This is a genomic window from Anoxybacillus dikiliensis, from assembly GCF_050613275.1.
Lineage (GTDB): Bacteria > Bacillota > Bacilli > Bacillales > Anoxybacillaceae > Anoxybacillus.
The window spans coordinates 2,283,438-2,303,380 of record NZ_CP187112.1 but is presented as its reverse complement, the minus strand read 5'-3'; the positions used below and the strand labels follow the sequence as shown (position 1 = coordinate 2,303,380).

22 protein-coding genes and 1 riboswitch are annotated in these 19,943 nt (G+C 41.2%); of the genes, 6 read left to right on the top strand and 16 right to left on the bottom strand.

The window, feature by feature from the left end:
* Positions 1-41: 41 nt before the first annotated feature.
* The 5 genes from ACPF7I_RS12035 to yidD form a co-directional block, all read right to left on the bottom strand.
* Positions 42-1,079 carry a cytochrome d ubiquinol oxidase subunit II gene (locus ACPF7I_RS12035; protein ID WP_430746267.1) on the bottom strand — a complete coding sequence of 346 codons (1,038 nt, stop codon included), beginning with the start codon at positions 1,077-1,079 and terminating at the stop codon, positions 42-44.
* 14 nt (positions 1,080-1,093) lie between these two features.
* Complete coding sequence (locus ACPF7I_RS12030) at positions 1,094-2,446, bottom strand: cytochrome ubiquinol oxidase subunit I (RefSeq protein ID WP_430746126.1); 1,353 nt, start codon at positions 2,444-2,446, stop codon at positions 1,094-1,096.
* A 72-nt stretch (positions 2,447-2,518) separates the two neighbouring features.
* Positions 2,519-3,562: a metal ABC transporter substrate-binding protein gene (locus ACPF7I_RS12025; protein WP_430746127.1), complete on the bottom strand. Its 1,044-nt coding sequence runs from the start codon at positions 3,560-3,562 to the stop codon at positions 2,519-2,521.
* Between the two features lie 88 nt (positions 3,563-3,650).
* On the bottom strand, positions 3,651-4,832 hold the full coding sequence (locus ACPF7I_RS12020; protein ID WP_430746128.1) for a GTP-binding protein: 1,182 nt from the start codon (positions 4,830-4,832) through the stop codon (positions 3,651-3,653).
* Positions 4,833-4,909: 77 nt separating this feature from the next.
* Positions 4,910-5,134: a membrane protein insertion efficiency factor YidD gene (gene yidD, locus ACPF7I_RS12015; protein WP_021095546.1), complete on the bottom strand. Its 225-nt coding sequence runs from the start codon at positions 5,132-5,134 to the stop codon at positions 4,910-4,912.
* 129 nt (positions 5,135-5,263) lie between these two features.
* On the opposite strand from yidD, the gene ACPF7I_RS12010 reads away from it, so the two are divergent.
* A complete protein-coding gene (locus ACPF7I_RS12010) occupies positions 5,264-5,737 on the top strand; it encodes an S-ribosylhomocysteine lyase (protein ID WP_430746129.1) in 474 nt (157 codons plus the stop codon).
* A gap of 19 nt (positions 5,738-5,756) precedes the next feature.
* Here the strand turns inward: ACPF7I_RS12010 and ytzI are convergent, their stop codons facing one another.
* Positions 5,757-5,897, bottom strand: coding sequence for a YtzI protein (gene ytzI, locus ACPF7I_RS12005; protein ID WP_080630433.1), 141 nt, complete (start codon positions 5,895-5,897; stop codon positions 5,757-5,759).
* 110 nt (positions 5,898-6,007) lie between these two features.
* Here ytzI and ACPF7I_RS12000 point away from each other — a divergent pair, with 110 nt between their 5' ends.
* The 3 genes from ACPF7I_RS12000 to ytkD all read left to right on the top strand — a co-directional run bounded on the left by ACPF7I_RS12000 (position 6,008) and on the right by ytkD (position 7,418).
* Positions 6,008-6,445 carry a Dps family protein gene (locus ACPF7I_RS12000; RefSeq protein WP_042534695.1) on the top strand — a complete coding sequence of 146 codons (438 nt, stop codon included), beginning with the start codon at positions 6,008-6,010 and terminating at the stop codon, positions 6,443-6,445.
* Between the two features lie 127 nt (positions 6,446-6,572).
* Positions 6,573-6,881: a hydrolase gene (locus tag ACPF7I_RS11995; RefSeq protein WP_430746130.1), complete on the top strand. Its 309-nt coding sequence runs from the start codon at positions 6,573-6,575 to the stop codon at positions 6,879-6,881.
* A 63-nt stretch (positions 6,882-6,944) separates the two neighbouring features.
* Positions 6,945-7,418 carry an RNA deprotection pyrophosphohydrolase gene (gene ytkD / locus ACPF7I_RS11990; RefSeq protein WP_430746131.1) on the top strand — a complete coding sequence of 158 codons (474 nt, stop codon included), beginning with the start codon at positions 6,945-6,947 and terminating at the stop codon, positions 7,416-7,418.
* 30 nt (positions 7,419-7,448) lie between these two features.
* On the opposite strand, the gene ACPF7I_RS11985 is transcribed toward ytkD, so the two are convergent.
* The 4 genes from ACPF7I_RS11985 to ACPF7I_RS11970 all read right to left on the bottom strand — a co-directional run bounded on the left by ACPF7I_RS11985 (position 7,449) and on the right by ACPF7I_RS11970 (position 10,340).
* Complete coding sequence (locus ACPF7I_RS11985; RefSeq protein ID WP_430746132.1) at positions 7,449-8,255, bottom strand: ABC transporter permease; 807 nt, start codon at positions 8,253-8,255, stop codon at positions 7,449-7,451.
* On the bottom strand, positions 8,242-9,012 hold the full coding sequence (locus tag ACPF7I_RS11980) for an ABC transporter ATP-binding protein (protein WP_430746133.1): 771 nt from the start codon (positions 9,010-9,012) through the stop codon (positions 8,242-8,244). Before ACPF7I_RS11980 ends, ACPF7I_RS11985 begins: the two co-directional genes overlap by 14 nt.
* A 5-nt stretch (positions 9,013-9,017) precedes the next feature.
* Complete coding sequence (locus ACPF7I_RS11975) at positions 9,018-9,998, bottom strand: ABC transporter substrate-binding protein (RefSeq protein ID WP_430746134.1); 981 nt, start codon at positions 9,996-9,998, stop codon at positions 9,018-9,020.
* Positions 9,999-10,097: 99 nt separating this feature from the next.
* Positions 10,098-10,340: a DUF2584 domain-containing protein gene (locus ACPF7I_RS11970; protein WP_035063434.1), complete on the bottom strand. Its 243-nt coding sequence runs from the start codon at positions 10,338-10,340 to the stop codon at positions 10,098-10,100.
* Between the two features lie 243 nt (positions 10,341-10,583).
* Here ACPF7I_RS11970 and ACPF7I_RS11965 point away from each other — a divergent pair, with 243 nt between their 5' ends.
* Positions 10,584-11,669, top strand: coding sequence for a fatty acid desaturase family protein (locus tag ACPF7I_RS11965; RefSeq protein ID WP_430746135.1), 1,086 nt, complete (start codon positions 10,584-10,586; stop codon positions 11,667-11,669).
* Between the two features lie 22 nt (positions 11,670-11,691).
* Here ACPF7I_RS11965 and ACPF7I_RS11960 read toward each other — a convergent pair whose 3' ends face one another.
* From ACPF7I_RS11960 to pckA, 5 genes are all read right to left on the bottom strand, one after another.
* Positions 11,692-12,420 (bottom strand): energy-coupling factor ABC transporter ATP-binding protein, encoded by a 729-nt coding sequence (locus tag ACPF7I_RS11960; RefSeq protein WP_430746136.1) that lies wholly within the window; start codon positions 12,418-12,420, stop codon positions 11,692-11,694.
* Entirely contained in the window at positions 12,417-13,154 is a 738-nt protein-coding gene (locus ACPF7I_RS11955; protein WP_430746137.1) for an energy-coupling factor transporter transmembrane component T family protein, read from the bottom strand. The genes ACPF7I_RS11960 and ACPF7I_RS11955 overlap by 4 nt, the downstream gene beginning before the upstream one ends.
* Positions 13,151-14,116: an energy-coupling factor ABC transporter permease gene (locus tag ACPF7I_RS11950; RefSeq protein WP_430746138.1), complete on the bottom strand. Its 966-nt coding sequence runs from the start codon at positions 14,114-14,116 to the stop codon at positions 13,151-13,153. The genes ACPF7I_RS11955 and ACPF7I_RS11950 overlap by 4 nt, the downstream gene beginning before the upstream one ends.
* A gap of 50 nt (positions 14,117-14,166) precedes the next feature.
* Positions 14,167-15,138, bottom strand: a complete 972-nt coding sequence (locus ACPF7I_RS11945) for an N-acetylmuramoyl-L-alanine amidase (RefSeq protein ID WP_430746139.1) — start codon at positions 15,136-15,138, stop codon at positions 14,167-14,169.
* Between the two features lie 113 nt (positions 15,139-15,251).
* Complete coding sequence (gene pckA / locus ACPF7I_RS11940) at positions 15,252-16,838, bottom strand: phosphoenolpyruvate carboxykinase (ATP) (RefSeq protein WP_430746140.1); 1,587 nt, start codon at positions 16,836-16,838, stop codon at positions 15,252-15,254.
* A gap of 174 nt (positions 16,839-17,012) precedes the next feature.
* A riboswitch (SAM riboswitch) is annotated at positions 17,013-17,121 on the top strand.
* Between the two features lie 120 nt (positions 17,122-17,241).
* On the opposite strand from pckA, the gene metK reads away from it, so the two are divergent.
* Positions 17,242-18,447: a methionine adenosyltransferase gene (gene metK, locus ACPF7I_RS11935; RefSeq protein WP_430746141.1), complete on the top strand. Its 1,206-nt coding sequence runs from the start codon at positions 17,242-17,244 to the stop codon at positions 18,445-18,447.
* Between the two features lie 73 nt (positions 18,448-18,520).
* Here metK and ACPF7I_RS11930 read toward each other — a convergent pair whose 3' ends face one another.
* Entirely contained in the window at positions 18,521-19,906 is a 1,386-nt protein-coding gene (locus tag ACPF7I_RS11930; RefSeq protein WP_430746142.1) for a hypothetical protein, read from the bottom strand.
* Positions 19,907-19,943: the final 37 nt, after the last annotated feature.

Here is a 19,943-nt window from a genome sequence, read left to right as displayed (position 1 = left end):
ACGTTTAAAACTATAACGAAAAATTTCAACATTTGCAATCATTATTTTTCATCATTTGCTAAATAGCGCCGGTCTTTCATAAACAGCCGCCAAAAATAAATGAAACCTGGAAATAAAATTGCAAAGCCGACGATGTACGTCACAAAAAGAGCACGAAACGTATTCGGATGTGTAAATCCGGATTCGATTGTCACATCTGGATAAATCATATATGGTAAATGGGCTTTACCATATGCGTAACTTGCACAAAAGTATTGTAATACGATTGCTACAACCGCGAGGCGTGGCATTCCGCGCCCGTTTTTCTTTTTCCATGATGGGAGAAAAAGCGCCCCACCAGCTAAGAGAAATAATATGACAGAAGCGGCAAGCCACGGCCAATGCGCAATCATTCCGTCATATAGCCAACGCGCTTCATTTCGCATCGTGACCATAATGAGAATAGAGGAGAGAAGAGCAAATGGCCCGATGATGAGCGCATCGCGGCGATAAATCGTATACGCTTCGATTTCATTTGCTTCGTTTGAGTAGTCTGCTAATAAAAGTGACGAAAGAAAGAGTGTGCTTGTAATCGCAAAGGCGATAAATGCATATTCATGTGGGCTTGTAAATAAGCGATCAAGCCGGAGACGACTAACACCATTCATTGTTTCAACAAAAGACCCATGTGTAATTGGCAAGACGCTAATTAAAAACGCTGGAATAAGTAAACCGCTTATGCCAGAAATGTAAACGAGCACTTTTTCATATTTAGGAGCAACGTGCGAAAAGACGAGGAACGCACTACGTACAGTAAGCAAAAGTAAAATAATGCTTCCCGGGATAAGTAAAATGGTTCCCAGCATAAACGTTGCTCCAGGAAAAAAGCTGACGAGCGCCACGACGATCGCAACGATAAAGACGTTTGTCACTTCCCATGTCGGCGACAAATATCGGTTTGCGATTTTCGTTGCTTTCGTTTGTGGACGATTGATATATACCATTGACCAAAACCCTGCTCCAAAGTCCATCGTCGCCATGACCGCGTAAATAAAAATAAATCCCCATAAAATTGAAATCGCAATTAATTCATCTGTCATCATCTTGCTCCTTTCTACATGTGCGTAGATAAGTGTTGTTCAATCGGATGGCGGCGGAAATACGAACGCAAGACGAGCACGACCGCGATGAGTAAAAATACGTAAATGGACGTAAACAAGAGAAAAAGCGTTCCTAAATTTGTTGACTGTGTTACAGCTTCTGCCGTTGTCATCATGCGATAAATGACCCATGGTTGTCTGCCTGTGCAAGCGAAAATCCAGCCAAATTCAATGCCGAGAAGAGCGAGCGGTCCAGCAGTAACAACTGTCCACATAAACCAGTTCGGAAATATGTGTTGCTTTCTTATGCGGTGCCAAACGAATCCGACAATCGAAAGGAGGAGAAGAAACATGCCGATTCCGACCATTGCATTAAAAAGTGTATGGACAAACAACGGTGGCCACCATTCTTCTGGAAAGTCATTTAATCCGACAACGACAGTATCAAACCGATTGCCGGCTAAAAAGCTAAGTAGCCAAGGAATTTCAATCCCCCATTTGACTGTTTGTGTTTCGCGATCTGTAAAGCCACCAATGACGAGCGGAGCGTGCGACTGTGTTTCAAACAATCCTTCAGCAGCTGCTAGTTTCTCTGGTTGATATTCATGGAGAAGTTGAGCTGATTCATGGCCGTTTATTGCTGTTAGTAAAGAAAATACGCCGCCGACTGTTAAACCGAGCATGAGCGCTTTTTTATGGAAAAGCTGGATGCGTTCATGGTGCCTATTTTTCAACATGTGATATGCTGCGATTGAAGCGATCGTAAACGCACCTGTCATATACGCTGACAAAACGACGTGTGTTGCTGTGACGGCAAAGCTTGGATTAAAAAATGCTTCCCACGGATTGACGTCAACAATTTGACCGTTTTCGATACGAAAGCCAGTCGGTGTTCCTTCAAAGGCGTGAACGTTCGTAATTAAAATGGCAGAAGCGGCTGCTCCGATGGCGACAAGTGTCAAGCTGATGATGCGCATCGTCGGAGAAATACGGTCAGCTGCATATACGTAAATAGATAAAAATAACGCTTCGACGAAAAACGCATAAATCTCGATTTGAAACGGAAGTGCCATCACTTTTCCGATTACTTCCATAAAGCCTGGCCACAAAAGTGAAAGTTGTACCCCTGCGATAGTGCCAGACGGAATCGCTACGCCGAGCAAAATAGCGAGTGCTTTTGTCCAGCGATTTGCCATAAGCGCATAGTCATTGTCTTTCGTTTTTTGATATAGTAGCTCGGCAAATAAAATCATAAGCGGAATACCGACTCCAAGCGTCGCAAAAATAATATGAAACGCCATCGTTGTGCCAAATAACGTTCTTGCTGTTAATACGTGATCCATACCGAAAAGTTCATCCCTTTCCATACATTGTCGTTTCCTAGTTTGATTTGAAAAGGGAAAAAATATGCAAAAAAAATAAGCGACCGTAACGATCGCTTATTGTAATGCTTTTTTTAATGCGGATATATTGTCATTCATGATCGCAAAGTAATCTTTATTGTTTGCGATATCATCGTTTGTGCGCGCTTCTAAGTTGTGAAGAATGAGTACATCCGCTCCAATTTCATTTTTTACAACTTCGGCAATTTTTGATGTAATATTTTGTTCAAAAAAGATATACTGTATGTCGTGCTCTTTTGCTTTTTTAATGATAGAAGTAAGCTGTTTTTGTGACGGCTCATTTGTCGGTGATAGTCCAGTCACGCTTATTTGTTTTAAGCCGTATCGTTTCTCCCAATAGCCGTATGCGGCATGAGCAACAAGAATATCTTTTCTTTTCGCCTCTTTCATCAATTGTTGAAATTGTTGATCGAGTTGTTCAAGCTGCTGTTTTAACGAAGCAAAGTTTTGTTCAAAATCGTCTTTCGCTTCAGGTTTAAGTTCTATTAATGTTTGTTTAATCGTTTCGGCCATTTGAATGGAATAAATCGGATCTAACCAGACGTGAGGATCGATATCTCCATGAGCATGTTCGTCCTCGTGAGCATGTTCGTCCTCGTGAGCATGTTCGTCCTCATGAGCATGTTCGTCCTCATGAGCATGTTCGTCCTCGTGAGCATGTTCGTCTTCATGAGCATGTTCGTCTTCATGATTATGATTGACCGAAAGTACTTGTATGTTTTCCGTTGCTTGTACGAACTTCACGCGCTCATTTTCTAGCGTTTTGCTCATACGATCGACAAATCCTTCCATTCCTTGACCGATGTAAATGAGAGCGTGCGCATCAGCAATTTGTTGCATCGTTTTTGCTGTTGGCTCATATGTGTGTGCATCGACGCCAGGAGGGTATACACTTTCGACACGAACGTGCTCGCCACCAATTTTTTCGGTAAAGTCTTGAAGTGGGTATACCGTTGTATAAATGATAAGTTGATCGTCTGTTTCTTTGCTAGTTGATGGAGTTGTATTATCTTGTTGGTTGCAGCCAAATAATGTGAGTGTGCTTGCGAGTATAATAGTTAACATCGCATGTAATTTCATATTTTTCCTCCTCTCAAAAAAGAAGGATGTTTATGAAAACATCCTTTTTCTCCTATTTTATTATATCGTAATCGTTACGATTTGAAAACTATGATGCACTTGTAAATGGTGGAAGCGGATCAACAAAAGTAGACCAATCTTGTTTCATTTCTTCGTCTGTTAATAAACATGCATCAAGAGAAGAGGCGATCATTTGTTCATCCATACCAATGCCGATCAATACGAGCTCTGTCATGCGATCGCCGTACGTATCGTCCCATTTTGCGCGTAACTCTGGTTCTTCTTGGAAAATTTCCTCCCGTTCATGTGGAGGATATGTTGCAATCCATTCCCCAGCTCCTTGAATCATAATGGACGGTCCAGCTTGTGAAAGAAGTCCGCACATATTGTTGCGGGAAGCGAGCCAGAAAAAGCCTTTGGCGCGAACGATTTCAACTGGCCATTGTTCGAGCCAGTGCATAAGCCGTTCAGGATGAAACGGGCGACGGCGGCGATATACGAAAGAAGAAATGCCGTATTCCTCTGTTTCTGGTGTATGCTCTTCATTTAGTTCCTTGATCCATCCGGCTGATTGGCTTGCTTTTTCGAAGTCAAATAAACGAGTGTTTAAAATGTCATGAAGTTCCACTTTTCCGTATGTTGTCCGAATGATTTTTGCTTCTGGGTTTAATTTACGAAGAAGAGCTTCTAATTCGTCGGCATCTTCTTGAGAAATGCAGTCGATTTTATTTAAAATGAGCACGTTCGCAAATTCAATTTGATCAATTAGTAAATCGACAACTTCACGTGTATCTGTTTCGTCGACCGCTTGTTTGCGATCTAATAACGTTTCACCGGAGGCAAAATCATGCCAAAAACGATTGGCATCTACAACGGTAACCATCGTATCTAATCGACATGTTGACGTTAAATCAATGCCAAACTCCTCATCGATGTACGTAAACGTTTGAGCGACAGGAATTGGTTCACTAATACCGGATGATTCGATGACGATGTAATCAATGTCTCCAGCGTTAACAAGTTTTTCGACTTCTTTCATTAAATCTTCTCGTAACGTACAGCAAATACAGCCGTTTTGAATTTGTACAAGTTTTTCTTCTGTACGTGAAAACCCGCCTTGTTTAATGAGCTCAGCGTCGATATTCACCTCGCTCATGTCGTTGACGATAACAGCAATTTTTAATCCTTCACGATTGTTTAAAATATGATTAAGCAACGTTGTTTTTCCAGAACCTAAATATCCGCTCAATACAGTCACAGGCACTTTCATACATGTTTCCCCTCTCTTAAAACGTAATTATTACGATTTACAACGTCTATCATATCGAAAAAAAAGAGAAAGAACAACTATTTTTGCTCTTTCTCCGGGACAGGATCGAATCCCCCAGGATGAAGTGGATGGCATTTTAAAATGCGTTTTATCGTTAAGTAGCCACCTTTCAGTGCACCGAAACGGCGAATAGCTTCTAATCCGTAATGTGAACAAGTCGGATAAAAGCGGCATGTCGGTGGTTTTAAAGGGGAAATGAACCGTTGGTAAAAACGAATAAGTAAAATGAGCATATGTTTCATATCATACACCTCCCCCTATTTTTGTTTATTTTAACATAGTTGAATGAAGTCATTCCAACAAAAAAAGATGAAAAAAGTCGGACTTTTGTGTATGATAAAAACGTAACAATTGAAAAAGAGGTGACAGGTATGCCTTCAGTAGAAAGTTTTGAGCTTGATCATTGTGCGGTCAAAGCACCGTACGTTCGCCATTGCGGCGTTCATAAAGTCGGCAGCGACGGTGTTGTGAATAAATTTGATATTCGTTTTTGTCAGCCTAACAAAGAAGCAATGCAGCCTGCAGCGATTCATACGCTCGAGCATTTGCTAGCGGTGCACATTCGTAAGCACGCCGAAAAATACGACCATTTTGATATTATTGATATTTCGCCAATGGGATGTCAAACAGGCTATTATTTAGTCGTTAGTGGCACGCCAACCGTTGAAGAAATTATTGACTTGCTAGAGGCAACAATGAATGAGGCGCTAACCGTCACAGAGGTTCCAGCCGCAACAGAAAAAGAGTGTGGTCAAGCGAAGTTGCATGATTTAGAAGGAGCAAAGCGACTTATGCGCTACTGGATATCGCAACCAAAAGAAGAATTGAAAAAAGTGTTTGGCTAAAACAACAAAGGTTCAGGCGTTACATGTCTGAACCTTTGCTTTTTTCAGTTGGCAACTCATCAATGGTGTGTTTGTATTTGTATGCTTTTGAAATCGTTAAAACGCTTAAGATGAGCACGACAAATACAATGATGATAGAAATAATAAAAGTGAGCAACATATCCAACCCCTCCATGCTCTATTTTAATGTGAAAGCGTACCATTTTCCAAAAAATTTTTTGTTTGTTACAATAAATAAGGGGAAAGTTTATACTTGAGGAGGGAATGAACATGAAGGAAAAATTAATTGACATTGTAAACAAGCAAATTGCAAATTGGAACGTATTGTATGTTAAACTGCACAACTACCATTGGTATGTGAAAGGCCCACAATTTTTTACGTTGCATACAAAATTTGAAGAGCTATACAATGAAGCTGCACTACATATTGATGAATTAGCAGAGCGTCTATTGGCGCTAGGTGGAAAGCCGTTAGCGACGATGAAAGAGTATTTAGCGGTAGCGTCTGTACATGAAGCAAAAGGAAATGAAACAGCGGAAGAAATGGTGGCAGAAATCGTTCGTGATTTTGAAACGATGATTCATGAGCTCAAAGACGGCATGGATTATGCTGGAGAAATTAATGATGAAACGACAGGTGATATGCTTTTAGGCATTCATCAAAGTTTAGAAAAACATGTGTGGATGTTAAAATCGTTTCTCGGATGAGGTGGGATTTCCCACCTTTTTCTTGTTTTATCACTTCAAAGGTAATAGGGGATTGCTCTATGTTTTTTGCATGAAAACAAATGGATCGACTCACACTAACCGTAATAAATGGAAAAGAGGTGGGGCGATGAAGAAAACGTATTATGTGTCGGTGGCACGCGGTGAAATTTCGCAGGTAAAAACGGCTTCACCGTGGGAATTTCGAATTGCGGCGACAGATGAAGAAATTATTCAGTTACGAGAGTATTTTGATGAAATGTATTCATCTGATTGGCAATCGTTTTGGCGCGCACATGTGCCATATGTGCAATATCATTATGACCGTCCGAATGATGGGTATGATCATACGATAAAAAAAGTGTATGAACTCATTTATGAGCTTGGGGATGAAGAAGCGAGACAACAAATTGAAACGATGGGAGTTATACAGCCATAAAAGCTGTCCACCATTTGATTGTGTGGTACAATGAAGAAAACATGCAGTTGAGGGTAGGCGGCGATGATTGTATTTCAAGATGACTACGGATACGACGTTCGACTTTCTTTTTCTGACCATCCTTTTTCACGACATCCGAAACATGTCCTTGTTATTTGTCGATACAACGGTCGTTGGTTATTGACTAATCACGCTGTACGAGGCTGGGAATTCCCCGGGGGGAAAGTAGAAGAGGGGGAGACGGCGGAACAGGCAGCGGTTCGTGAAGTAAGGGAAGAAACAGGAGGAATCGTTCAAAAGATCGTGTACATCGGGCAGTATGAAGTCAAACGTCCGAATGAAACGATTGTAAAAAATATTTATTTTGCTCATGTTGAGTCTTTTGAACAAAGGGAGTCGTATTTCGAAACAAATGGTCCTGTGCTCATTGAGCATATGCCAGATGACATAGCAAAAGATGAACGATTTAGTTTTATTATGAAAGATGGCGTATGGGCATATACGAAACAGCAGTTAGAGCGGCGGGGAATGGTTTAAAGCCCCACCGCCTTTTCTTTGCATGTGGGGCTATGCACGTTTCATTAGCTTTTTTTCAAACCAACTGACAAGTTGATACATGATGCTTGAAAGTAACGCAATCATAAGCAAACTTAATAAAACGAGCGTAAAGTTAAACACTTGGAATCCGTAAATAATCATATAACCGAGCCCTTGTTTAGAAACGAGAAATTCCCCGACAATGACACCGACCCAAGATAAACCGACGTTCACTTTTAACGTTGAAATCATTGTCGGAAAGGAAGCTGGTAAAATGGCTTCTGTGAACCATTGTCGTTTCGTTGCACCGAATGTTTGAAGCACTTTCATATAGTTTGCATCTACTTCTTTAAACGATGTGTAAACGACCATCGTTGTAATAATGATAGAAATGATTGCTCCCATCGCGACGATCGATGTCATATTCGGCCCGAGCGCCACAATGAGAATCGGTCCAAGCGCCACCTTTGGCATCGCATTTAAAATGACTAAATACGGATCAACAATTTTGGATACGCGTGGAAACCACCAAAGTAGCGCAGCGAAACAAATGCCCGCAATCGTACCAACAATAAAACCGAGTACAGTCTCTGTTAATGTGACAGTTGTATGTGAAAGCAATGTGTGATCGCGCACTTTCGTGATAAACAAATGCCAAATGGAAGACGGTGAGCTAAATAAAAGAGGATCAATCCAATGAAAACGGCTTGCGATTTCCCATAAGCTAAAGAAGGCAATGACAATGATCGTTTGGAAAAAACGAACGATTCGTTTTTCGCGTTTTTCATATGCTATATGTTGATCGTATATACGTTGCAACCATTCATGTTTGTTCAATGCTCTCTAACTCCTTCCAAATCATTTGAAAAATTGGTGAAAAATTCGGATGTTGGCGAGCTTGGAACGGTGTACACGCTTTTAATGAATCGGGGACGGAAACAATTCGTTTAATTTTTCCTGGTTTTGCGGTAAATAAAACGATGCGATCGCTCATCGCAATTGCTTCACCGATGTCGTGCGTGACGAGAAGCGCTGTTTTTCGATATTGTTTTAATGTCTCCCATACGAGATCTTCTAGTTTTAGTTTTGTTTGATAATCGAGTGCTGAAAACGGTTCATCCAACAATAAAATTTTCGGGTCAGTTGCCAAGGTGCGAACGAGTGCAGCGCGCTGACGCATCCCTCCTGACAATTCATAAGGATAGCGGTCATCGACGTCGCGTAGACCAATTTGATGTAAAAGGGCGAGCGTTTGTTTTCTCGTTCTCTCGCTATATTTGCCTGTCAGTTTTAATCCGAGTGTGACGTTTTGTTCAATTGTTTTCCACGGAAACAAATAATCGTGTTGTAGCATATACCCAATCGTTTGACGCATCGTTTTTGCTTCTTTTCCTTCGATAAGCACACGGCCTTTCGTCGGTTCAATTAGTCCAGCGATAATGGAAAGAAGCGTCGTTTTTCCACAGCCGCTTGGGCCGAGAAAGGAGAGAAATTCTCCTCTCTCGACAGTTAGCGACAAATGATCAAGCGCCAAGACAGCCGATTGGTTTGTCACGTAGGCATGCATCACTTGATCAATTGTTAAAATGGGCATGGTGTTCACCTCTTTTGTGCATTTTCGGCAAACGATGTATTCACTAAAATCGAGTGATCAATGTGTGATGGCAACTCATTTGCTTCTTTCATGATGTTTTGGAGATGGTTCCATTCTTCTTCATCTAAAACAGGGTCTGTTGCATAGGAGCCTTGGTTTTTGTAGCGCTCGACGACTTTCTCAATGAGAGCGATATCTGTATTTTCAAAGTACGGTTGAATGACTGTTGCGATTTCTTTTGCATTGTGTGTTTGCACCCATTGTTGTGCTTTATAGAGAGCGCGTGTAAATTTCCCGATAACATCTTTATTTTTCTCAATAAAACTTTGTTTTGCCATAAACGTCGTATATGGAAGATGACCAGATTCCGTTCCAAAGGAAGCGACAATATACCCTTTTCCTTCTTGTTCAAAAATGCTAGCAGTCGGTTCAAAGAGCTGGACGAAATCGCCTGTTCCGCTCGCAAATGCATTGGCGATATTGGCAAATTCAATGTTTTGAATGAGATTTAAGTCTTTATGTGGATCAATTCCATGTTGCTTTAAAACGTATTCTCCGACCATTTGCGGCATGCCACCTTTTCTTTGACCTAAAAATGTGCTTCCTTTCAGTTGATCCCATGTGAAGTCAGCGATCGGTTTGCGCGAAACTAAAAATGTTCCGTCCGTTTGTGTCAGTTGTGCAAAGTTGATGACAGGATCGATGGCTCCTTGACTATACACATAAATAGACGTTTCTGAGCCGACGAGTGCAATATCTGCTCCATTCGATAGAAGCGTCGTCATCGTTTTATCGCCGCCCCAAGTCGTATTTAGTTCAATATGAAGCCCTTCTTCAGCAAAAAAGCCTTTTTCAATTGCGACGTATTGAGGCGCATAAAAAATAGAACGAGTCACTTCCGCAACGCGCAACGTTTTTACATCATGGGATGAGCATGCCGAAAGTAAAAACATAAAAGCAACAAGCAAAAATACCCATTTTCGCATTGTTTTCCCCTCTTTCGTTTCGTTTGCTTTATCGTATGCGCCTAATAAAAATGTGTGAATGACCTAAAAAGAAAACCGCCGAGCACATCGCTCGACGGTTTAATTAATCGAATGTAAAGCAATTAATTCGTATGTAACGATCGTTGTTCCGTTCTCAAGGACAAGTTTTTTAACGACAGCTTGTCCGGTTGCTTCTCCGTGTTTTGTGCGCCTTACTTCTAACGGAACGTCAAGTGGATATAAGCGATAGCCTTCTTTTTGCAACAAAAATAAGTTGTGTTCAATTCGTTTTTCTTTTCCGTTTGTGACGATCATCGTTTGTATTTCTAACGGCATGCCCATCTGTTTCACCCCAAACTTTCTCAGTATGTTCACTTTCATTGAAACACATTTATCGTTGTTATACAACTGTATTCAAGGGATTTATACTACATAATATAAATAAATAATATGATCAGGTAATAAATGTTGTTGACAGGACAAGAATGTAAGTGATACGATGACAGTAAGCTTTAGAGGGAGATGTTTGAATATTCATTTCTTTTTGAAGCGAAGTTTTTACGTATGAGGGGAGTTTTTTGTTACATGAAACAATTTCATTCATTCGGGTGGTACGCGGCTCGCATTGCCCCGTATTTGCCTGAGGAAGCGTTCCGTCCCGTTCCGTCTCGTCTGTTTGGTGGCCTTGCTTACATGCTCGTTTTAGTTAGTAGCGTTGTAACGATTTCTTTGTTTGATCTCCATTGGTTATGGAACGGATTGCTTGCAGTTGTTATTGGATTTTGTTTTGCTGGTTTAGGGTTTTTAGGGCATGAAATTTTGCATGGGACGGTAGTCAAACGGGCATGGCTTCGTGATTTGTTAGGTGGCATTGCGTTTTTACCGCTTTGCACCGGTCCGAAGCTATGGCGAAAGTGGCATAACGCGACACATCATGTGCATACACAACATGAGGAGCTTGATCCTGACGCATGGCCAACGATAAAACGTTTAGCTCAAAGTCGTTTCCTCCGTTGGATCTATCGCATTCCGTTTCCGATTCGTGCGGCTTTTTCGTTTTTGTCTTTAGCAGGGATGTTTACTGTTCATTCGCTTCATATGCTTCTTTATTTTTGGAAGGAGTTTGAAAAAGGAAGTCGTCGCGCAGTATTTTGGCAGTTTGTATTGCCATGGTCAGTATGGATTGGGTTATTGCTGATGATCGGAGTGGAAAAATGGCTCTTCGCGTTCGTTATTCCATTGCTCATTGGAAATGCAATCGTTATGGGATATATCTCGACGAACCATCGTTTAAATCCGCTCGTTCCAGTTAACGATCCACTAGCTAATAGCTTAACGGTCATTGTCCCAAAGTGGGTGGATGTGTTGCATTTTAACTTTTCACACCATACAGAACATCATTTATTCCCGGCAATGAGCTCAAAATATTATCCGCTAGTCAAACGATATATTAAACAACTATGGCCAGAACGGTATCATGAAATGCCAATGACAAAGGCGTTAATTGCGCTATGGAAAACGCCGCGGCTTTATTATGAACAAACAGAACTCATCGAGCCGCGCGAAGGATATGTATACGGAACGCTCGGGAATGGATTAAACATAGATGATCTTTCGTACAAAACGAAAGAAAATGTTGTAGTCAAACAAAAAATGGTGAAGCAAAAATAAAGCGTGGCCAATGAGCCACGCTTTATTTCTTCCCTTGCAACATAAGGGGAAGTTCTAAGTGATGCTCATGTAAAAACGGTTCGTTCGTTAACACAGCTTCTGTTGGACCGTCATATGCGATCGTTCCGTTTGCAAGTACAATTGTTCGCTCGCAACATTCAAGTACAAAGTCGAGATCGTGCGTTGTTACGATTTTTGTATGTGATAACGATTGAACGAGATGAATGAGCGTTCGCCTTGCTCTTGGATCTAACGCTGCCGTCGGCTCGTCCATCAGCAATATTTTCGGTTCCATGGCGAGAACAGTTGCTAAGGTGACGAGCCGCTTTTCTCCCTCTGATAAACGATAAGGTGGGCGGTCTTTGACATGAATCGCATCGACAAGCGTTAAAGCGTTTGTTACTCGCTCGTTTACTTCGTTTTCATTCATTCCTTCATTTCGAAGCGCAAAGGCGACGTCATCGTAAACGGTTGGCATAAATAATTGATCATCTGCTTGTTGAAATGTAAAGCCAACGATGCGACGGATATGTCGTAACGTTTGTTTCGACATGCGCATATTATCGATGAAGATATGTCCACTTTGCGGCATATATAAACCGACGAGCAGTTTTAATAACGTTGATTTTCCTGCACCGTTTGCTCCAATGATGCCGATGCATTCTCCTTGTTGAACAGAAAAAGAAATATTACGAATGGCTTCGTGACCATCTGGATATATGTAACAAATATTTGATACGTTTATCATCATATGACCACCAAACGATAAACGATGAACAATATAACTGTTCCGTACGTGTAAATTTTCTCCTTTGTTGTCCACCGTTTTATTTTTATATGCATACGTTGAATAGAAAAACCGCGCAATGTCATCGCTTCATACACGCGTTCGGCACGTTCAAATGTTCGCAGCAACAAATGCCCGACGAGCGATCCCCAAACGGATAATTGGATCGCGCGATGGTGCGATGCGCGCAACATATACGCCTGACGAAGTCGTTTTGCTTCCTCTAAAAATAAAAAAATATATCGATGTGTCAAAAGTAATTGTATAACGAGCAAACGAGGAATACGCAACGAAAGGAGCGCACCTGCGAGTTGCTCGACCGGTGTCGTCAAAAACAACGCTGTTGCAGCAAGAACGGCAAGCGTGTTTTTTACAAGCAAAGTAGCAAATGACAGCCATCCTGCTTCTATACGCCAATGAAAAAACGATACGTGTTCATGAATGAAAAAGAGCTGTGAAGCCCCTATAACTGTAATAAATGGTAAAGAAGCGAGCAGTACGCGTTTTATATGGCGAATAGAAAGACGATAAAAAACGATCATTGTGATCGGATAAAGAGATAAAGGAATAAGTTCAATAAACGCATATGTGTGAAACGAGGCGACGACGAGAATGTATGTAAACGTTATAATGAGCATGCTTAACGGATGAACATCATGTCGTCGCTTTTTCATATTTGACATATGTGCATGGATCACGCTTCTTTTCTCCATTTTTTCAAGATGTATGGTACGAGCATTGCTATTGCAACGATAAATACACCGACGATGCCAGAAACGCTTGTGCCGATGTCTAACCACCCGATCGAAGCGCCCCCATTTTTCAAATTGTAATCAGGCAACAAAGCGAGCGATTGTTGGAGACGTTCTAGTACGGTGTGGAGTGCTGTTGTTGCATGTAGTTCCTCCGTACCTGCCGTGCGAAAAATAGACCATTCTAATCCATCTGGTTTGGACGAAGCGATGGATGAAAACATGCCACCGATGAGAAGCGCAAGCAAACCGAGTGTCCCGATGAGACGATTTGTCGGTGTATTTGTCGTTGTTGAGAGCTCTGGCTTTGCTTTCATCACAAATGAGATGACAGCCGCTGTAGCCATTCCTTCTACAATACCAATCGCCAAATGAATCGGTTGCATAAATAAAGCGAACGTCGTAAATGGTAATTCAACTTTTCCGGATAACAACGTTTGAACGACAACGCTAAATGCCCCGAGTTGCAATCCAACGACGGCAGCGATGATGGAAGCGAACCAGATGTTTGTTCGGCGAATGAGTCGTCTGTAAAGTGGATATGCGATAAAACATGTGTAAAAACCGAGATTGAACACGTTGCATCCGAATGCTAACAGTCCGCCATCTGCAAAAAAGAGCGCCTGAATAAATAAAACGACGGCTAACGTCAAAAACGCTGCATAAGGACCTAGCAAAGCGGCAAGTAACAATCCGCCACCTAAATGTCCGCTCGACCCTGTGCCAGGAATCGCAAAGTTAATCATTTGCACTGCAAATACAAATGCTCCAAGAACCCCCATTAGCGGCAGTTTTTTTTCATCTGCTTCCACGTTTATTTTTTTTAATGAGTAGCTTGCTACACCCGCCGTAGCCCCCCACATCGCAATCCCTACTGCAGGTGAAATAAGTGCATCTGCCATATGCATAAAAATATCCCCCCTTACACCTTATTATAGGGGAGATATGTCATGAAAAGCTATTTCATTTTTTCTTTCAGTTTGCTTATGATATAATTTTTCGTCTTTTCGTCATAAACACCATTTTTATTTCCGCCTGAAAACATAAGGTTCACTCGTTTCACCGCATCTAACGTTTTTTTGCCAAATACTCCGTCTTCTGCTCCGCATTTAAAATTGATCATATTTAGCGCTTGTTGTAAGATGCGAACGTCTTCACCGCGATCGCCATGTCGCAATACTTTATTTGGAAGCTTATTGATCAGTTGTTCGACTATGTTTTGCTGTTTCGGTGTTTGATTGGATGGTTGTGATGGAGCTTTCACTTCTTCTTTTTTTACTCGTTTTTCAATGATCATTTGTTGCCCAGGCTGTAATGCTCTTGGATCAACGTTTGGATTTAGGCGCAATAACGTTTTTACACTTACCCCTGTTTTTCGACTAATTGCCCACAGCGTATCTCCTTGTTCGATAGTATACCGTTTTATTTCTTCTTTCATTTCGACGTTTTCGTTTTCAGCTAATACTTGCGCATAGTTAAAACAAGGACATTGTTTCCATTCGTATCCTTTTAGCTCATTATGTCCTTTCACGTCTTTATAGTTCGGCAAGATGTTTATAAGTGTGTTGTATAACGTTCTCAACGATTGTTTTTGCTCGTTCGTCGGTTGTTGTGTGCGAAAATCGCCTGTTAAACAAATGCCGACGCAGTAACTGTTATGATTGCCGACATGGTAGCTAATCGTTTCTAAGTCGTTGCAAAAATGAATCGTTCCGTCTTGTTCAATGACGAAATGGTATCCGATGCCTGGCCATCCTTTACTTACGTGATAATTGGCGAATGCAAATGCCGAGCCTGTTTTCGTTAAACTATGGTGGATAATGATGTGCGTTTTTTGTTCAAGTGTTGTTTTTTTATACGATTGGCCAGAGCGAGTGGGAAGAAGGTGGCGTATATCTTTTAATTGAGGAATCGCAAATAGTTCATTCATCTTTAGCCTCCTTTTCTTTTTTTCTATGTACTACTATATGCCTGATTGAATGAAATGGTTTGTACGAAGATATGAAAAATGAAAAAGCTGCCGAAGACAGGCAGCCTTTTCATTTATGCGATTGGTCCACCGAATTGTTCAATGCGTGGATCGACGTTTGTGAATTTTTTGAAGTTTTCACGGAACTTCGCCGCAAGTTCTTTTGCTTTTTGTTCATACGCTTCTTGATCTGTCCATGTACTTTTTGGTTGCAACACTTCGTCAGGTACACCTGGTACATGAAGCGGAATATGCAATCCAAAAATTGGGTCTTGAACGGTTTCTACGTTATTTAATTCGCCTTCCAACGCAGCTTTGACCATTGCGCGCGTATAAGACAGTTTCATTCGTTCACCAACCCCGTATCCGCCCCCTGTCCAACCGGTGTTCACTAAAAATACTTGCACGCCATGAGCGTCAATTTTTTGTCCGAGCATGTCTGCATAGCGCGTTGCAGGAAGCGGCAAAAATGGCGAGCCAAAGCAAGTAGAAAACGTTGCTTCAGGTGCGGTAATTCCGCGCTCTGTGCCCGCTAACTTGCTTGTATAGCCGCTTAAGAAATGATACATCGCTTGTTCTTTTGTTAATTTGCTAATTGGAGGCAATACACCAAACGCATCCGCTGTTAAAAAGACGATCGTATGCGGATGACCTGCAACGCTCGGTTGGACGATATTATCCATTGCTTCAAGCGGGTATGCTGCGCGCGTATTTTCGGTTAACGTCGCATCGTCATAGTTTGGTATGCGTGTGTCTGGATCAATCATGACGTTTTCTAATACGGAACCGAAGCGAATCGCATCGAAAATTTGCGGCTCTTTTTCGTGTGATAAGTTAATGCATTTCGCATAACATCCACCCTCAATGTTGAACACGCCGTTATTTGACCAACCGTGCTCGTCATCGCCAATTAGGCGACGGTTTGGATCGGCAGAAAGCGTTGTCTTTCCTGTGCCCGATAAACCGAAAAAGAGTGCAACATCTCCTTCTTGACCTACGTTTGCTGAACAATGCATCGGGAAGATTCCTTGTTCTGGTAACAAAAAGTTCATGACCGAGAAAATCGATTTTTTCATTTCCCCTGCATATTCTGTTCCACCAATAAGCACGGTACGACGTTCAAATGAGATGATAATAAACGTTTCTGAACGCGTGCCGTCAACGGCTGGATCCGCTTTAAATGTCGGTGCAGAAATGACCGTAAATTGTGGTTCATGCGTTTGTAATTCTTCTGTTGTTGGACGAATAAACAATTGATGGGCAAATAAGTTATGCCAAGCAAATTCATTGACAACTTGAATTGGCAAACGATAAGCTGGATCCGCGCCTGCAAAGCCGTTGAATACAAATATTTCTTCTTTCGTCATTAAGTAATCGATCACTTTATTGTACAGTTTATCAAATACTTCTTCAGAAATCGGTTGGTTGACAGATCCCCAATCAATTTTATGTTTCACAGACGGTTCTTCCACAATATATTTATCTTTTGGAGAACGACCTGTATATTTGCCAGTTGTTGCACAAACTGCGCCTGACGAAGTGAGAACGCCTTCTTTGCGAGTTAATACTTTTTCTACTAATTGTGGTACAGATAAGTTATGAAAAACCCCATCCCTTTGTAAGAGTATTGATAATTTGTTTGTCAATTCAATGGAATTCATCGGACAAAACCTACCTTTGTTTGATTTATCTTTATGTAAAAAGTATAACACATTTTGATAAATAGTCCATACTAATTCGTGTATTTTTCTTGAATTTATTTTCAAGATCATTACAGTAGAAAAAACGTTGACTCGCTTCATACAGATGTGATATGATGCTGAAATGAACGGATACTCTTATCCCGAGTTGGTGGAGGGAGACAGGCCCGATGAAACCCAGCAACCGTCACATACGTGAAAAGGTGCTAACCTGTGGCAAGGGAATGCCCTTGAACGATAAGAGTGAAAGGCGCAGACAAATGCAAAAACCTTTCCTCTGCAGGAAAGGTTTTTTTCACGATAGACCATAATAAGAGGGATGAGTACCGTATCATTTGTCACTATACTGAGGAGGAATGTTTGAATGCCTAAACGTCGTCTGTTTACATCTGAATCTGTAACGGAAGGGCATCCGGATAAAATTTGTGACCAAATTTCCGATGCGATTTTAGATGCGATTTTAGCGAATGATCCAAATGCGCGTGTTGCATGTGAGACGAGTGTAACAACAGGACTTGTTTTAGTGAGTGGAGAAATTACAACATCTACATATGTAGATATTCCAAAAATTGTTCGTGAAACGATTCGTGAAATTGGCTATACGCGTGCAAAATACGGCTTTGATGCAGATACGTGCGCCGTATTGACGTCAATTGATGAGCAATCACCGGATATTGCGATGGGTGTCGATAAAGCGTTAGAAGCTCGTGAAGGACAAATGACGGATGAGGAGATTGAAGCGATCGGTGCAGGTGACCAAGGATTAATGTTTGGTTTCGCGTGCAACGAAACAAAAGAACTTATGCCGCTACCAATTTCTCTTGCGCACAAACTTGCACGCCGTTTAGCAGAAGTGCGTAAAGAAGATATTTTACCGTACTTACGTCCAGACGGAAAAACGCAAGTGACTGTTGAGTACGATGAAAACGGCAAACCTGTACGTATCGATACGATCGTTGTTTCTACTCAACACCATCCAGAAATTACACAAGATCAAATTGTGCGCAACATTAAAGAACATGTCATTCAACCTGTCGTTCCGGCAGAATTGATCGATGAAAACACAAAATATTTTATCAACCCAACAGGACGTTTCGTAATCGGTGGTCCGCAAGGCGATGCAGGTTTGACAGGACGTAAAATTATCGTTGACACGTACGGCGGTTATGCTCGTCACGGCGGTGGGGCGTTCTCAGGAAAAGACCCAACAAAAGTGGACCGCTCTGCAGCATATGCGGCGCGTTACGTAGCGAAAAACATCGTTGCAGCAGGTCTTGCGGATAAATGTGAAGTGCAGCTAGCGTACGCGATCGGTGTGGCGAAGCCTGTATCGATTTCGATTGATACGTTCGGAACAGGCAAAGTATCTGAAGATATTTTGATCGAGGTTGTGCGCAACAATTTTGATCTTCGCCCAGCAGGCATTATTAAAATGCTCGATCTCCGTCGCCCGATTTATAAGCAAACGGCAGCTTATGGTCACTTCGGTCGCACGGACATCGATCTTCCTTGGGAGCGTACAGATAAAGCAGAAGCATTAAAACAACAAGCGTTACAGTTAGCGAAGTAAGCAAGAGAAGAGGGCTGTCCAGAAGAGAATTACTTTGACTTTTGGACAGCCCCTTTTGCATATAATCTATTATTTAGTACTGTAAAGCTTGTAAAACTTTTGTTTTATTTTGTCTAATGTAAATGATCCTTTTCTTTTCGTCAACGGCTACAATGTTGAACTTCTCGTCGGATTCGTATGCTCCTATGTAATTTCCATATACATACATGTATTGAATGTAAGAGCGCTTTTGCTGTAGAGGTTGAGAAGTCTCTTCTTCCTCTGAATTTATTTCTTCCTCTGAATCGTAGTATGATTCCTCTTCTTCCAAGTCGAAGTCATAAGGTTTGAAAGCTACGACGTTGTTTTCCATGAAATCGATATACCCCTCTACACCCTTAGGGAATTGCATTGTCCATTTTGTTTTCAAATCTAGCGACATTAACGATGCAGACTTGTTTTTATATTTATAAATGAGAAAACCATTATTAACAAGTGTTAAACCACCGTCTTTTGTTTCGAAATATTTCTTTCTGTTTCCTTTGTTATCAATAAAGTAAATAACGTTACCTTCAAAGGAAAGCGATCCAGTTTTATAGTCTATTACATCTACTAGAGTGATGGAAGAGCCGTATCCAACATCGTCTTGAATATTCGTTTTAACGGTCCAAGCGACCTTTCCTTTAGATGTGATTGCATAAATCATTCTTACCGACTTCGAAAGAGATTGCCTGTTATGATACATGGCATATTTAATATTTACATATACGTGTTTATCGCTTATATCAAGATCGACATCACTTATGCCGGCGTTTGGTGTACTCCAATCTTTTTGCTTTTGCATTGCAGGGATATTTGCCTTCCATTGTAATTTTCCTAGCTTATTATACTTTAGTAATGCGAATTGGTTTTCTTTCGGGCGTTCAATCACATATAGCGAGCCGTCTGGTCCGATAACAGGGGCGTCGTTGCATTTGAACGAGCCGACAGGTTTTCCGGCTGAAGAAAGAACTACAATTTTATCTTTTACTCGTAAATAAGTTGTGTCTTTATGATGTCCTTCCCATTTAATTGGTGAACCAGCCTTATATTCCCATATCTTTTTCCCGTTTAAATCGTAAGCTGTAGCAATTCCTTTTTTCATTTGAACGCTCACCAAATACTGATTAGCACCATTTTTTCCTGTAAAAATTTTTTCTGTGCTCAACGACCATTTTTTGTTAATTTGTCCTTTTTGGTTAATGTTCATAATATCCATTCGATAAACTATAGCTGTGGTTGAGAAACTTTCTTCTTCTCCATCAACATGGACAAAAGTTCCATCTGCTTGAGGCAAAATGAAGAAAGTATATCGCCCCCCGACAGGGCTTTTCCATAATTCTTTGAGCGACGAGGAAGCAAATGAGATAGAACTCGTTGTACTAAATAAAGCAATGAGAAAAGAAAAGAAAAAAGGTAAAAATGGGTTTTTCTTAAACATACAATCCTCCTCATAAATGTTTGACTTTTCAGAACAC

What these genes read in the sequence shown, in the direction of transcription:
- metK (WP_430746141.1), top strand. Translation starts at nt 17,242, where the DNA reads ATGCCTAAACGTCGTCTGTTTACATCTGAATCTGTAACGGAAGGGCAT.
- pckA (WP_430746140.1), bottom strand. Translation starts at nt 16,838, where the DNA reads ATGAATTCCATTGAATTGACAAACAAATTATCAATACTCTTACAAAGG.
- ACPF7I_RS11970 (WP_035063434.1), bottom strand. Translation starts at nt 10,340, where the DNA reads ATGGGCATGCCGTTAGAAATACAAACGATGATCGTCACAAACGGAAAA.
- ACPF7I_RS12035 (WP_430746267.1), bottom strand. Translation starts at nt 1,079, where the DNA reads ATGACAGATGAATTAATTGCGATTTCAATTTTATGGGGATTTATTTTT.
- ACPF7I_RS11965 (WP_430746135.1), top strand. Translation starts at nt 10,584, where the DNA reads ATGAAACAATTTCATTCATTCGGGTGGTACGCGGCTCGCATTGCCCCG.
- ACPF7I_RS11995 (WP_430746130.1), top strand. Translation starts at nt 6,573, where the DNA reads ATGAAGAAAACGTATTATGTGTCGGTGGCACGCGGTGAAATTTCGCAG.
- ACPF7I_RS11980 (WP_430746133.1), bottom strand. Translation starts at nt 9,012, where the DNA reads ATGCCCATTTTAACAATTGATCAAGTGATGCATGCCTACGTGACAAAC.
- ytkD (WP_430746131.1), top strand. Translation starts at nt 6,945, where the DNA reads ATGATTGTATTTCAAGATGACTACGGATACGACGTTCGACTTTCTTTT.
- ACPF7I_RS11930 (WP_430746142.1), bottom strand. Translation starts at nt 19,906, where the DNA reads ATGTTTAAGAAAAACCCATTTTTACCTTTTTTCTTTTCTTTTCTCATT.
- ACPF7I_RS11975 (WP_430746134.1), bottom strand. Translation starts at nt 9,998, where the DNA reads ATGCGAAAATGGGTATTTTTGCTTGTTGCTTTTATGTTTTTACTTTCG.
- ACPF7I_RS11945 (WP_430746139.1), bottom strand. Translation starts at nt 15,138, where the DNA reads ATGAATGAACTATTTGCGATTCCTCAATTAAAAGATATACGCCACCTT.
- ytzI (WP_080630433.1), bottom strand. Translation starts at nt 5,897, where the DNA reads ATGTTGCTCACTTTTATTATTTCTATCATCATTGTATTTGTCGTGCTC.
- ACPF7I_RS11950 (WP_430746138.1), bottom strand. Translation starts at nt 14,116, where the DNA reads ATGCATATGGCAGATGCACTTATTTCACCTGCAGTAGGGATTGCGATG.
- ACPF7I_RS11960 (WP_430746136.1), bottom strand. Translation starts at nt 12,420, where the DNA reads ATGATGATAAACGTATCAAATATTTGTTACATATATCCAGATGGTCAC.
- yidD (WP_021095546.1), bottom strand. Translation starts at nt 5,134, where the DNA reads ATGAAACATATGCTCATTTTACTTATTCGTTTTTACCAACGGTTCATT.
- ACPF7I_RS12010 (WP_430746129.1), top strand. Translation starts at nt 5,264, where the DNA reads ATGCCTTCAGTAGAAAGTTTTGAGCTTGATCATTGTGCGGTCAAAGCA.
- ACPF7I_RS12000 (WP_042534695.1), top strand. Translation starts at nt 6,008, where the DNA reads ATGAAGGAAAAATTAATTGACATTGTAAACAAGCAAATTGCAAATTGG.
- ACPF7I_RS12030 (WP_430746126.1), bottom strand. Translation starts at nt 2,446, where the DNA reads ATGGAAAGGGATGAACTTTTCGGTATGGATCACGTATTAACAGCAAGA.
- ACPF7I_RS12025 (WP_430746127.1), bottom strand. Translation starts at nt 3,562, where the DNA reads ATGAAATTACATGCGATGTTAACTATTATACTCGCAAGCACACTCACA.
- ACPF7I_RS12020 (WP_430746128.1), bottom strand. Translation starts at nt 4,832, where the DNA reads ATGAAAGTGCCTGTGACTGTATTGAGCGGATATTTAGGTTCTGGAAAA.